Consider the following 12669-nt stretch of genomic DNA (forward strand, 5'->3'; position numbering starts at 1 on the left):
GATGTTGACCAAGAAAGAACAGCGCCTGCGCCGCTCCCGCCAGACCCGTGCCCGCATCGCCGAGCTGCGCGTTGCGCGCCTGACGGTGTTTCGCTCGAACACGCACATCTATGCCAGCGTGATTTCCGAAGACGGCCAGAAGGTCCTCGCGACCGCTTCGACCGCCGAGAAGGAAGTGCGCGAGCAACTGGGTGGTGCCGGCAAGGGCGGCAACGTGAATGCCGCCACCCTGGTTGGCAAGCGCATCGCCGAAAAGGCGAAGGCTGCCGGCGTCGAGAAGGTGGCGTTCGACCGCGCTGGCTTCGCCTTCCATGGCCGCGTCAAGGCGCTGGCCGAGGCGGCCCGCGAAGGCGGCCTGCAGTTCTAAGCGCACGACCTCAAGGAATCTGAAATGGCAAAGTTTCAACCGAAAGTGGCCGACGAAGGTCGCGACGACGGTCTGCGCGAGAAGATGATCGCGGTGAACCGCGTCACCAAGGTGGTGAAGGGCGGCCGTATCCTCGGTTTCGCTGCACTGACCGTGGTGGGTGATGGCGACGGCCGCATCGGCATGGGCAAGGGCAAGGCGCGTGAAGTGCCGGTCGCTGTCCAGAAGGCGATGGAGCAGGCCCGCCGCAACATGATCAAGGTGAGCCTGAAGAACGGCACGCTGCACCACAAGGTGAACGGCGAGCACGGCGCGGCCCGCGTGCTGATGGCACCGGCTCCCGCCGGTGCCGGCATCATCGCAGGCGGCCCGATGCGTGCTGTCTTCGAAGTCATGGGCGTGACCGACATCGTGGCCAAGAGCCATGGTTCGACCAACCCTTACAACATGGTGCGCGCGACGCTGGATGCGCTGACCAACTCGACGACGCCTGCCGAAATCGCTGCAAAGCGCGGCAAGACGGTCGAAGAGCTCTTCAGCTGAGCACCGGGAGCAAGTCATGGTTGATTTGAAGAAAACCCTGAAGATCAAGCTGGTTCGCAGCCCGATCGGCACCCGTGCCGACCACCGCGCCACCGTGCGTGGTCTGGGCCTGCGCCGCCTGAACAGCGAGTCCGTGCTGGAAGACACCCCTGCGGTGCGCGGCATGATCAACAAGGTGAGCTACCTGGTTCAGGTGCTCTGAAGCGGCTGAGGACAAGATGCAACTCAATACCATCAAGCCGGCAGCTGGCGCCAAGCACGCCAAGCGTCGCGTGGGTCGCGGTATCGGTTCCGGCCTCGGCAAGACGGCAGGTCGTGGCCACAAGGGCCAGAAGTCGCGTGCCGGTGGCTACCACAAGGTGGGCTTCGAAGGCGGCCAGATGCCGCTGCAACGCCGCCTGCCCAAGCGTGGCTTCAAGTCGCAGTCGCTGAAGTTCAACGCCGAAATCCGCCTGACGGACCTCGAGCGCCTGGACGCCGCGGAAGTCGACCTGTTGGCGCTGAAGCAAGCGGGCCTGGTTCCCGAACTGGCCAAGAACGTCAAGGTGATCGCAGCCGGTCAACTGACGAAGAAGGTCGTTCTGAAGGGGATCGGCGCGACGGCAGGTGCCAAGGCAGCCATCGAGGCGGCCGGCGGTTCCCTGGCCGAGTGACGGCAGGCAACAGGCTCTAGGACAAGCAAGCAGTGGCAACCAACGCAACCCAGCTGGCCAAGACGGGGAAGTTCGGCGACCTGCGTCGCCGTCTCGTGTTCCTGGTCATGGCGCTCGTGGTGTACCGGATCGGTGCCCACATCCCTGTGCCGGGCATCAACCCGGAGCAGCTGCAGCAGCTCTTCCAGGGGCAGGCCGGCGGCATCCTGAGCCTGTTCAACATGTTCTCCGGCGGCGCGCTGTCGCGCTTCACGGTGTTCGCGCTGGGCATCATGCCGTACATCTCTGCATCGATCATCATGCAGCTGATGGGCTATGTGCTGCCTTCGCTCGAGCAGCTGAAGAAGGAAGGCGAGGCGGGCCGGCGCAAGATCACGCAGTACACGCGCTATGGCACCTTGGGCCTGGCCCTGTTCCAGTCGCTGTCCATCGCGATCGCGCTGGAAAGCTCGCAGGGCCTGGTGATCAGCCCGGGCTTTGGTTTCCGCATGAGCGCGGTGATCAGCCTGACGGCCGGCACCATGTTCCTGATGTGGCTGGGCGAGCAGATCACGGAGCGGGGTCTGGGCAACGGTATCTCGATCCTGATCTTCGGCGGGATCGCGGCCGGCCTGCCGGGTGCGATCGGCGGCTTCTTCGAGCTGGTGCGTACCGGTGCGATGAGCGTCGTGGCAGCGCTGGTGATCATTGCGCTGGTGGGTCTGGTGACCTACTTCGTGGTGTTCGTCGAGCGGGGGCAGCGCAAGATCCTGGTCAACTATGCCAAGCGCCAGGTCGGCAACAAGGTCTATGGCGGCCAATCGTCGCACCTGCCCTTGAAGCTGAACATGGCCGGCGTGATTCCGCCGATCTTTGCGTCGTCGATCATCCTGCTGCCGGCGACCGTGGTGAGCTGGTTCAGCACCGGTGACAGCCTGCGCTGGCTGAAGAACATTGCCGATGCATTGCACCCCGGCCAGCCGGTGTACGTGATGCTGTATGCGGCCGCGATCGTCTTCTTCTGTTTCTTCTATACCGCGCTGGTGTTCAACAGCCGCGAGACGGCAGACAACCTGAAGAAGAGCGGTGCGTTCATCCCGGGTATCCGCCCGGGGGACCAGACGGCTCGCTACATCGATCGCATCCTGGCGCGTCTGACGCTGGCCGGTGCGATCTACATCACGGCGGTGTGCTTGCTGCCGGAGTTCCTCATCCTGAAGTACAACGTACCGTTCTACTTCGGTGGGACCTCTCTGTTGATCATCGTGGTGGTGACCATGGACTTCTGGGCTCAGGTGCAGTCGTACGTGATGTCCCAGCAGTACGAGTCGCTGCTGAAGAAGGCAAATTTCAAGGCTGGCTGAGGCCGGCTCCAACGCGAAACGGACGAACGACGCATGGCGAAAGACGACGTCATTCAGATGCAGGGCGAGATTCTAGAGAACTTGCCCAATGCAACGTTTCGCGTGAAGTTGGAAAACGGGCATGTCGTGCTCGGTCATATCTCCGGAAAGATGCGCATGCACTACATCCGCATCCTTCCCGGCGACAAAGTGACCGTCGAACTGACGCCCTACGATTTGAGTCGAGCTCGCATCGTGTTCCGGGCGAAGTGAGCAACCCTTCCTACCCGGAATTTCTAGAGCGTTCATCAGGCCCGCAGGTCGGTGTAGCGAGCAACACAACAGGTCAAGGAGAAGACCATGAAAGTTTCGGCATCCGTCAAAAAGATCTGCCGCAATTGCAAGATCATCCGTCGCAATGGCGTGGTTCGCGTGATTTGCACCGACCCGCGTCACAAGCAACGCCAGGGCTGATCGGCTAGTCCGATCGATCTGATGAACGCGAATTAGAGGACCCCATGGCACGTATTGCTGGTATCAACATTCCGCCCCAGAAGCACGCGGAAATCGGTCTGACCTCGATCTACGGGATCGGTCGCACCACGGCGCAGAAGATCTGTGACGCTTGCGGCATCGAGCGCAGCAAGAAGATCAAGGACCTGACCGACGCCGATCTGGAAAAGATCCGTGAAGAAGTCGGCCGCCTGACCATCGAAGGCGACCTTCGTCGTGAAACGACGATGAACATCAAGCGCCTGATGGACCTCGGTTGCTACCGCGGTTTCCGTCATCGCCGCGGCCTGCCGATGCGCGGCCAGCGCACGCGCACGAACGCCCGCACCCGCAAGGGTCCGCGCAAGTCCGGCGTCGCGCAGAAGAAGTAAGCCGCCGCACTAGCTGATTGAAAGAAGGTCACCATGGCTAAAGCCCCTGCGAATTCCGCGGCACGCCGCGTGAGCAAGAAGGTCCGCAAGAACGTTGCGGACGGTATCGCCCACGTGCACGCGTCGTTCAACAACACGATCATCACGATCACCGACCGCCAAGGCAATGCGCTGTCCTGGGCGTCCAGCGGTGGTCAAGGCTTCAAGGGCTCGCGCAAGTCCACGCCGTTCGCTGCCCAGGTGGCTGCGGAAGTGGCGGGTCGCGCCGCCCAAGAGCAAGGCATCAAGAACCTGGACGTCGAGATCAAGGGCCCTGGCCCGGGTCGCGAGTCGTCAGTTCGTGCGCTGGCCGCGCTGGGCATCCGGATCAACATGATCTCGGACGTCACGCCGATCCCGCACAACGGCTGCCGCCCGCAAAAGCGTCGCCGCATCTAAGCTAGAATTCGAAGCTTTTGGTTCGCCGGCCGGTGTGCAAACCCCGGGCCGGCGGTTTCGTTGAAGCCCACCGTCTGCGCATCGAAGAACTTTCTCCAACCATGCCAGACTCGCGTGACCTGTGGCCCCAGGCCCGGACACGTCAGCACTCAGAGGACACACTCAAGTGGCACGTTACCTCGGCCCCAAGGCCAAACTGTCCCGCCGCGAAGGCACCGACCTTTACCTGAAGAGCGCTCGTCGCGCCATCGGCGACAAGGCGAAGTTCGACTCCAAGCCCGGCCAGCACGGCCGCACCTCCGGCTCCCGCACCTCCGACTACGGTCTGCAGCTGCGCGAGAAGCAGAAGGTCAAGCGCATGTACGGCGTGCTGGAACGCCAGTTCCGCCGCTACTTCGCCGAGGCCGAGCGTCGCCGCGGCAACACCGGTGCGAACCTGCTGCTGCTGCTGGAATCGCGCCTCGACAACGTGGTGTACCGCATGGGCTTCGGCTCGACCCGTGCCGAAGCGCGCCAGCTGGTGTCGCACAAGGGCATCACCGTGAACGGTGAAGTCGTCAACATCCCGTCCTACCTGGTGAAGGCCGGCGATGTGGTGGCGGTGCGCGAGAAGGCGAAGAAGCAGCTGCGCATCCAGGACGCGTTCAAGCTGGCGGACTCCATCGGCCTGCCCGGCTGGGTGCAGGTCGACGGTGCCAAGCTGGAAGGCGTCTTCAAGAAAGCCCCGGACCGCGACGAATTCGGCGCCGAGATCAATGAATCGCTGATCGTCGAGTTGTACTCGCGTTGATTCTCTCGATCCGAAACCCGCAAACGCCCGGCGGCCCGCCGTGCGTTGGCGGGTTTTGCCATGTTCCGGCCCTGGAGGGGCAGTGCCCCCCGGGTGGTCCATCAGCCTTATCGGTGTAACGAGCCGAGGGTATTGACAGGAAGACCTCATGCAAACCAATTTGCTCAAACCCAAAGCCATCAACGTGGAGCCGCTGGGCGGCCACCGCGCGAAGGTCACGCTCGAGCCGTTCGAGCGGGGCTATGGCCACACGCTGGGCAACGCACTGCGCCGCGTGCTGCTGTCGTCCATGGTCGGCTATGCGCCCACCGAAGTGACGATCGCCGGCGTGCTGCACGAGTACTCGACGATCGACGGCGTGCAGGAAGACGTCGTCCACATCATGCTGAACCTCAAGGGTGTGGTGTTCCGCCTCCACAACCGCGAGGAAGTCACGCTGGTGCTGCGCAAGGAAGGCGAAGGCCCGGTCACGGCCGGCGACATCCAGACGCCGCACGATGTGGAGATCATCAATCCGGACCACGTGATCGCGCACCTGTCGCAAGGCGGCAAGCTCGACATGCAGATCAAGGTCGAGAAGGGCCGTGGCTATGTGCCGGGCAACCTGCGCCGCTTTGGTGACGAGCCGACCAAGTCGATTGGCCGCATCGTGCTGGATGCGTCGTTCTCGCCGGTCAAGCGCGTCAGCTACACGGTGGAAAGCGCTCGCGTCGAGCAGCGTACCGACCTGGACAAGCTGGTGATGGAGATCGAGACCAACGGCGCGATTTCGCCGGAGGAAGCGATCCGCGCGTCGGCCAAGATCCTGGTTGAGCAGCTGGCCGTGTTCGCACAGCTGGAAGGCAGCGAGATTGCCGCCTTCGACCAGCCGGCGCAACGCAGCCAGCAGTTCGACCCGATCCTGCTGCGTCCGGTGGACGAGCTGGAGCTGACGGTGCGCTCGGCCAACTGCCTGAAGGCCGAGAACATCTACTACATCGGCGACCTGATCCAGCGCACCGAGACCGAGCTGCTGAAGACGCCGAACCTGGGCCGCAAGTCGCTCAACGAGATCAAGGAAGTTCTGGCTTCCCGTGGTCTGACGCTGGGTGTGCGCCTGGAAAACTGGCCGCCGTCCGGCCTGGACAAGCGTTAATCCTGTTTAGGAAAACCGGGGTGGACCCTTCTGTGGCCACCCCGTCGCCCCGGTTCCACCGGGGTGCGTGCAACCCCCGGTACCTGATACGGCCGGGGTTCAATAAAGAAAGGAAAGCACCATGCGCCACCGTAATGGCCTCCGTAAACTGAACCGTACCTCTGCGCACCGCCTGGCGATGCTGCGCAACATGGCCAATTCCCTGATCGAGCACGAGGCCATCAAGACCACCGTGCCCAAGGCCAAGGAACTGCGCCGTGTGGTCGAGCCCCTCATCACGCTGGCCAAGGAGCCGACCGTCGCCAACAAGCGTCTGGCCTTCGACCGCCTGCGCAATCGCGACAACGTGGTGAAGCTGTTCGAAGTGCTGGGCCCGCGTTTCAACGCGCGCCCGGGCGGCTACACCCGCATCCTGAAGATGGGCTTCCGTGTTGGCGACAACGCGCCGATGGCCTTCGTCGAGCTGGTGGACCGTCCGGAAGCGTCGGAAGCCGCTCCTGCCGAAGCCGCTGCCGAGTAAGGCGACGCGGCGCAGGCCCTGATCACGGGCCGGCATCCTCACAAAGGCCAGCCTTGCGCTGGCCTTTGTCTTTGGGGCGTCGCCCGAGGCCGGTTGCTCAAGGAGCGCGTTGCGAGCCACTGCGGAAACCCGGACACGACAAACCCGACGCCCGTTTGGCACACTGCTTGGCATGTCATCTTCCGCACAAGTGCTCTTCCGTGTCGATCACCTGACCAAGCGCTTCGGCGCCAGCACGGTGGTCGACGACCTGTCCTTCGAGATCCGGTCCGGCGAATGCCTGGGCGTGATCGGCCCCAACGGGGCGGGCAAGACCACCACCATCCGCATCTGCCTGGGGCTGGCGGCACCGGACGGCGGGGAATTGCGGGCCTTCGGCCTGCCGATCCCGGCCCAGGCGCGTGAGGCGAAGGCGCGCCTGGGGGTGGTGACGCAGTTCGACAGCCTGGACCCCGACTTCACCTGCGCCGAGAACCTGCGGGTCTACGGCAGCTACTTCGGCCTGTCACGGCGAGAGGTGGACGAGCGGGTGCCGCAGCTGCTGGAGTTCGCATCGCTGCAGTCCAAAGCGCATGCACGGCCGGGCGAATTGTCCGGTGGCATGCGGCGGCGACTCAGCTTGGCGCGGGCGCTGGTGAACAACCCCGACCTGTTGCTGCTCGACGAGCCGACCACCGGGCTGGACCCGCAGGCCCGGCACCTGATGTGGGAGCGGCTGAAGCTGCTGCTGCAGCAGGGCAAATCGATCCTGCTGACGACGCATTTCATGGACGAGGCAGAACGGCTGTGTGACCGGCTGCTGGTGCTCGACCATGGGCGCAAGATTGCCGAGGGCACGCCGCGCGGCCTGATTGCGGAGCACCTCGAAAGCGACGTGATCGAGGTGTATGGCGACGGCGCCGCCGCCCTGGCCGAGCGCCACCGTGGGCTGGCGCAGCGCGTGGAGGCGAGCGGCGAGACCTTCTTCTTCTACCTCAGCGAGCCCAAGCGGCTGCTGGAGGCGCTTGCTGGCGACCACACCGTGCGCTACCTGCACCGGCCGGCGAACCTGGAAGACCTGTTCCTCAAGCTCACGGGCCGGCAGATCCGTGAGGAAGCCTGACCCCATCGGGAGTTCGCGATGCTGACTTCGTTCTATGCCGTGCCCCGCCTGTCGCCCCGTGTCTGGCCGGTGGTCAAGCGCAACCTGCTGGTCTGGCGCAAGCTGGCCATTCCCAGCCTGATCGGCAACATCGCCGAGCCGCTCATCATCCTGGTGGCGTTCGGCTATGGCCTGGGTGCCCTGGTGGGCGAGGTGCAGGGGCTGCCCTACATCCTCTTCCTTGCTTCGGGCAGCATCTGCATGAGTGCGATGAATGCCGCCTCGTTCGAGGCCTTGTACTCCGCCTTTTCGCGCATGCACGTGCAGAAGACGTGGGACGGCATCATGAACGCGCCGGTGGCCCTCGACGACATCGTGCTGGCCGAGATGCTGTGGGCGGCCATGAAGTCGCTGTTCTCGGCGGTGGCGATCGCCCTGGTGCTCGTGCTGCTGGGCATCAGCCGCCAGCCGACGCTGTTGCTGGCCTTGCCAGTGCTGTTCCTGGTGGGGATCACCTTCTCCTCGATCGCGCTGGTCTTCAATGCGCTGGCCAAGGGCTATGACTTCTTCACCTACTACTTCACGCTGGTGCTGACGCCGATGACCTTCCTGTCCGGCATCTACTTCCCGCTGGAGCAGCTGCCCGACTGGCTCGAAACGCTGGCCCGCCTGCTGCCGCTGGCGGCCGCAGTGGAACTGGTGCGACCGCTCGTCATCGGCGAGATGCCGGCCCACTGGCTGCGGCCGCTGGCCCTGATGCTGGGCTACGCGGTGGTGGGCTACTACCTGGCGCTGGTGCTGACGCGGCGTCGATTCTTCAAGTGAGGCAGGCATGAACTCGCCCTGCGCCGATGCCAGCCTGCTGGCCTTCACCACCATCGACAGCGAGGATGCTGCGCGGCACCTGGCCCGCCAGCTCCTGCAAGAGCGCCTGGTGGCTTGCGTGAACGTGGTGCCGGGTGTGCGCTCGCTCTACTGGTGGCAAGGCCAGCTGCAGGAAAGCGCCGAATGGTTGCTGCTGCTGAAGACCACCGGGCAGCGTTGGCCGCAGCTCAAGGCGCGGCTGCCGGAATTGCATCCTTATGAAGTGCCGGAGCTCATCGCCACCGGCATCGCCGATGGCCTGGAACCCTATCTGCGGTGGATGGTCAGAGAAACAGAACAGGAGTGAGTCGGATGACGGGTCGTTGGAGGTATCTTGCCGCGCTGCTGGGTTTGGTGGCCCTGTTGCTCGGTGCCACGGGGCAGGTGCGTGCAGAGGAGGAATTCCTGGAGCCGGACCAGGCCTTCCAGTTTTCCGCGCGTGCGCTCGACGACCGCAGCGTCGAGCTGATCTTCGAGATCGCCGAGGGCTACTACCTCTACCACGAGCAATTCAAGTTCGAAGCGGCACCGGCCGCCACGCTGGCACCGGCGCAGATGCCGGCGGGCAAGGTGAAATACGACGACACCTTCAAGAAGGACGTCGAGACGCACCGGGGCCGCTTGCTGATCAAGCTGCCGGTGGAGCAGGCGAAAGGGCCCTTCCTGCTGAGCGTCACCAGCCAGGGCTGCGCCGACAAGGGGCTGTGCTATCCGCCGATGCAGCACCATGCCGAAGTGCGGTTGCTGGCCTTCGGCGGCGGCGTGAATGCCGTCAGCGTGGTGAGCGACGGGGCGTCGCCACGCGCCGGCGGCAAGGCCGCCCCCGGGGTCGGTGCCCTGTTGGGGGGCATGCTGGGCCGCAGCCCCGCGGCCAGCACGGGCGGTGCCCGCGTTTCGGCGCTGCCGGCATCCGAGGCGCAGCCTGCGGCATCGGCAGCGACGGCACCGGGAACAACGCCGGCGGCCACCGCCGGTGCAGGGGCCGCCGGCGCCCGTCCGGCGGACGAGGCCGGCGCGATCGAGCGCGTCTTGCGCTCGGGCCGCCTCTCCACCGTGGCACTGGCCTTCTTCGTTGCCGGGCTGGGCTTGTCGCTGACGCCCTGCGTGTGGCCGATGCTGCCCATCCTTTCCTCCATCATCGTCGGGCAGGCGGATCGCAAGCGCGGCAGTTCCCGGCGAGGCCGCGGCCTGCTGCTGGCGGCCAGCTACTCGCTCGGCATGGCGCTCGTCTACACCGCCTTCGGCATTGCCGCGGCCTTGGCCGGGGAGGGGCTGGCTGCCCATCTGCAGACGCCGCCGGTGCTGATTGTCTTCGCGGCGTTGCTGGTGCTGCTGTCGCTGTCGATGTTCGGCTTCTATGAGTTGCAGCTGCCCACCGCCTGGCGCGAGCGGCTTTCCAAGGTGTCGGGGCGCCTGCCCGGCGGCAGCATGGGCGGCGTGTTCCTGATGGGGGGCCTGTCGGCCTTGATCGTCAGCCCCTGCGTGGCGGCACCGCTGGCCGGTGCGCTGGTCTACATCAGCCAGACTCGCGACGTGCTGATGGGCGGTCTGGCCCTGTTCATGCTGGCTGCCGGCATGAGCGTGCCCCTGTTGCTGATTGGCGCATCCTCGGGTCGTTGGCTGCCACGGGGGGGCGCCTGGATGGAGCACGTGAAGCATTTCTTCGGCGCGTTGTTGATCGCGGTGGCCTTGTGGATCGTGCAGCCGGTGCTGCCGGGCTGGGCGGCCATGGTGTCGTGGGGCAGCTTCCTGTTGATCGGCGCGGTCTACCTGCGGGTGTTCGATCCGCTGCACGGCGGCGCACGTGGCACCGACAAGCTGCTGAAAGGCCTGGGCGTGGTGCTGGCGGTCCTGGGGGCCATGCAGCTCGTCGGCGCGGCCTCGGGCGGGCGCGATCCGCTGCAGCCGCTGGGCCATCTGGCGGCACGGGTGCCGTCGGCAGGCGCCGCCACGGCCGCCTCGGCCGGCCCGGTCTTTGGCAAGGTCAGCAGCGTGGCAGAGCTGGACCAGGCGCTGGCCAGCGCAGGGCGGCCGGTCATGCTCGACTTCTATGCTGACTGGTGCGTTTCCTGCAAGGAGATGGAGCGCTTCACCTTCACCGACCCGCGGGTGCGGGACAAGCTGGCAGGTGCGCTGCTGCTCAAGGCGGACGTCACCGCCAACAATGAGGCCGATCGCGCCTTGCTGAAGCGCTTCGGGCTGTTCGGGCCGCCCGGCACGCTTTTCTTCGATGCGCAAGGCCGCGAGCTGCGCGAGGCACGGGTGATCGGCTTCCAGTCGGCAGACCGCTTTGTCGAAACGCTGGCCGCTGCCGGGCTCTGATCGAGGCACGAGGACGGAACACGGGCCCGTCGGACGCTATTTCTATTTTTTGGGACGAAGCACTAGCGCGAGATAAAGAACATATGCTATAGTCTCATCTCTGTCGCGGGGTGGAGCAGTCTGGTAGCTCGTTGGGCTCATAACCCAAAGGTCGTAGGTTCAAATCCTGCCCCCGCAACCAAATACAGCGGCACTGGCCGCAGTGAAAAAGCCAACCGAAAGGTTGGCTTTTTTGCTTCTGGGCCATGGCATCGTGGTGCATCGGCCAGGAAACACCGCGTGTGCCGCGGCATGACGAGATCATGAGCGGCGAACATGGATCGGCTGTGGCTGTGGCTGTGGCTGCGACGGCAGGCCAGCGGCCGTGCCGTCACGCCCGGCAGCACAGGCCCTGGCGGCCAGACGGCAAAAAGGCCGCAGTTGCGGCCAGACGGCAAAAAGGCCGCAGCTGCGGCCTTTGGCAGAACCAGCGCAAGGCGCTGCGCTCAGATCGAGTAACCCAGCAGCATCGCCACGCCGGCTTCCTTGTTCGGCCGCATGAAGCTGTCGCGGGTCAGGCGGTTCATCGGAATGTTCAGCTCGTCGGTGGTGAACCACTTCTTGTAGAGCTTCTGGATGTCGCCGCTTGCATAGAGCCGTGCCAGGGTGCGGTCGACCAGCTCGCCGAGCTTGGCGTCGCCCTTGCGCATCATGATGCCGTAGGGTTCGACGGACAGCGTGATGCTGCTCAGCCCCAGCGCGTCGAGTGCCTTGTCGCCGGAGGCCAGGGCCAGCAGCAGCGCATCGTCCTGCGGGAAGGCGCGGGCCTTGCCCTGGCGCAGGGCCTGGAAGGCTTCCCGGTTGCTGGCGTACTGCTGCAGCTGCATGCGCGCCTCGCCGGAGCCTTGCAGCTGGTTGAACAGCTTCTCGGAGGTCGTGCCCTTGCTCACGGCCACCGGCAGGCCGTCGAAGTCCTTCACCGTCTCGATCTTCGTGCCCTTGGGCACCAGCACCCGCATGCCCGCCACGAAGATGGTGTAGCTGAAGTCGGCTTGCGCCTGGCGTGCCTTGGTGTTGGTGGAAGAGCCGCACTCCAGGTCGATCTCGCCGGACTGCAGTCGTGGCAGCCGCTCTGCGGTGGTGACCGGCACGAAGTTCACCTTCAGGTCGGGCAGCTTCAGTTCGCGCTTGATCTCTTCCACCGCAGCGAGGCACAGCTCCACGGAATAGCCGGTGTGCTGCTTGGACGCGTCGAGGTAGGAGAACGGCCGGTCGACATCGCTCACGCCCAGCGAAATGCTGCGGCGATCGCGGATGCGCGACAAGGTGTCGGTGCTGGCCTGCGCCTGGGCGCTGCAGACGGCCAGGACGGTGAGCATCGCGCCAGCCAGCTGGCGCCCCCAGGTAGAAGCTTTCATGCGCTGTTCTTTCTTCGAGTTGCGTGCGGCAGGGCCGCCCTCATGAGGCGGCCTGCCGGGTCAGGAAAGGGCGGCATCATAGGCGTCGCGGCAGAATATTCAGAGCGTTGATAAAAGTTTTACTAGTGAAACGTTCGCCATCCCTTCGTTTGAGGGGGTAGATCGATGGCCGGCCAAGGAGGCTTTGGAGATTTATTCCAGCGAGACAGGCCAGGGTGCTGAGGCCCATGGGCCGTAGCTGGCGTGCCGTGGGCGCGATCGATCGCCGGCCCAGCGGCGGGGATCGGAAGAAGCGCCCCTGGGGGAGCGCTTCGACGGCCTGCGCAGCGGCGGCAACGCGCACACCGGCCGCA

Annotated in this window: 17 protein-coding genes and 1 tRNA gene; 17 read left to right on the plus strand and 1 reads right to left on the minus strand. The window is 65.0% G+C overall.

The window, feature by feature from the left end:
- Position 1: 1 nt before the first annotated feature.
- From rplR to N7L95_RS17650, 17 genes are all read left to right on the plus strand, one after another.
- Positions 2-367: a 50S ribosomal protein L18 gene (gene rplR / locus N7L95_RS17570; RefSeq protein ID WP_301256545.1), complete on the plus strand. Its 366-nt coding sequence runs from the start codon at positions 2-4 to the stop codon at positions 365-367.
- A gap of 24 nt (positions 368-391) precedes the next feature.
- Positions 392-910: a 30S ribosomal protein S5 gene (rpsE, locus tag N7L95_RS17575; RefSeq protein ID WP_301256546.1), complete on the plus strand. Its 519-nt coding sequence runs from the start codon at positions 392-394 to the stop codon at positions 908-910.
- A gap of 16 nt (positions 911-926) precedes the next feature.
- Positions 927-1112 carry a 50S ribosomal protein L30 gene (gene rpmD / locus N7L95_RS17580; RefSeq protein WP_301256547.1) on the plus strand — a complete coding sequence of 62 codons (186 nt, stop codon included), beginning with the start codon at positions 927-929 and terminating at the stop codon, positions 1110-1112.
- 16 nt (positions 1113-1128) lie between these two features.
- Entirely contained in the window at positions 1129-1563 is a 435-nt protein-coding gene (gene rplO, locus N7L95_RS17585) for a 50S ribosomal protein L15 (protein WP_301256548.1), read from the plus strand.
- A gap of 32 nt (positions 1564-1595) precedes the next feature.
- The gene (secY, locus tag N7L95_RS17590) at positions 1596-2906 is read left to right on the plus strand and encodes a preprotein translocase subunit SecY (RefSeq protein WP_301256549.1); all 1311 of its coding nucleotides are present in this window, start codon (positions 1596-1598) and stop codon (positions 2904-2906) included.
- A 33-nt stretch (positions 2907-2939) separates the two neighbouring features.
- The gene (gene infA, locus N7L95_RS17595) at positions 2940-3158 is read left to right on the plus strand and encodes a translation initiation factor IF-1 (protein WP_009855680.1); all 219 of its coding nucleotides are present in this window, start codon (positions 2940-2942) and stop codon (positions 3156-3158) included.
- An 87-nt stretch (positions 3159-3245) separates the two neighbouring features.
- Positions 3246-3359 (plus strand): 50S ribosomal protein L36, encoded by a 114-nt coding sequence (gene rpmJ, locus N7L95_RS17600; protein ID WP_047196694.1) that lies wholly within the window; start codon positions 3246-3248, stop codon positions 3357-3359.
- Between the two features lie 44 nt (positions 3360-3403).
- Entirely contained in the window at positions 3404-3769 is a 366-nt protein-coding gene (rpsM, locus tag N7L95_RS17605) for a 30S ribosomal protein S13 (protein ID WP_301256550.1), read from the plus strand.
- Between the two features lie 33 nt (positions 3770-3802).
- Positions 3803-4207: a 30S ribosomal protein S11 gene (gene rpsK / locus N7L95_RS17610; RefSeq protein ID WP_301256551.1), complete on the plus strand. Its 405-nt coding sequence runs from the start codon at positions 3803-3805 to the stop codon at positions 4205-4207.
- A gap of 166 nt (positions 4208-4373) precedes the next feature.
- The gene (gene rpsD / locus N7L95_RS17615; protein ID WP_301256552.1) at positions 4374-4997 is read left to right on the plus strand and encodes a 30S ribosomal protein S4; all 624 of its coding nucleotides are present in this window, start codon (positions 4374-4376) and stop codon (positions 4995-4997) included.
- Between the two features lie 148 nt (positions 4998-5145).
- Positions 5146-6132, plus strand: coding sequence for a DNA-directed RNA polymerase subunit alpha (locus N7L95_RS17620; protein WP_265403374.1), 987 nt, complete (start codon positions 5146-5148; stop codon positions 6130-6132).
- Positions 6133-6253: 121 nt separating this feature from the next.
- Entirely contained in the window at positions 6254-6652 is a 399-nt protein-coding gene (rplQ, locus tag N7L95_RS17625) for a 50S ribosomal protein L17 (RefSeq protein WP_301256553.1), read from the plus strand.
- Positions 6653-6824: 172 nt separating this feature from the next.
- Positions 6825-7754 carry an ATP-binding cassette domain-containing protein gene (locus tag N7L95_RS17630; protein WP_301256554.1) on the plus strand — a complete coding sequence of 310 codons (930 nt, stop codon included), beginning with the start codon at positions 6825-6827 and terminating at the stop codon, positions 7752-7754.
- 18 nt (positions 7755-7772) lie between these two features.
- The gene (locus N7L95_RS17635; RefSeq protein ID WP_301256555.1) at positions 7773-8558 is read left to right on the plus strand and encodes an ABC transporter permease; all 786 of its coding nucleotides are present in this window, start codon (positions 7773-7775) and stop codon (positions 8556-8558) included.
- A 7-nt stretch (positions 8559-8565) separates the two neighbouring features.
- Entirely contained in the window at positions 8566-8904 is a 339-nt protein-coding gene (cutA, locus tag N7L95_RS17640) for a divalent-cation tolerance protein CutA (RefSeq protein WP_301256556.1), read from the plus strand.
- 5 nt (positions 8905-8909) lie between these two features.
- Positions 8910-10919, plus strand: a complete 2010-nt coding sequence (gene dsbD, locus N7L95_RS17645) for a protein-disulfide reductase DsbD (protein ID WP_301256557.1) — start codon at positions 8910-8912, stop codon at positions 10917-10919.
- A 104-nt stretch (positions 10920-11023) separates the two neighbouring features.
- A tRNA-Met gene (locus N7L95_RS17650) sits at positions 11024-11100 on the plus strand.
- 304 nt (positions 11101-11404) lie between these two features.
- Here the strand turns inward: N7L95_RS17650 and N7L95_RS17655 are convergent.
- Positions 11405-12316, minus strand: coding sequence for an amino acid ABC transporter substrate-binding protein (locus N7L95_RS17655; RefSeq protein ID WP_301256558.1), 912 nt, complete (start codon positions 12314-12316; stop codon positions 11405-11407).
- Positions 12317-12669: the final 353 nt, after the last annotated feature.

The sequence above is a fragment of the Eleftheria terrae genome, from assembly GCF_030419005.1.
Lineage (GTDB): Bacteria > Pseudomonadota > Gammaproteobacteria > Burkholderiales > Burkholderiaceae_C > Caldimonas > Caldimonas terrae.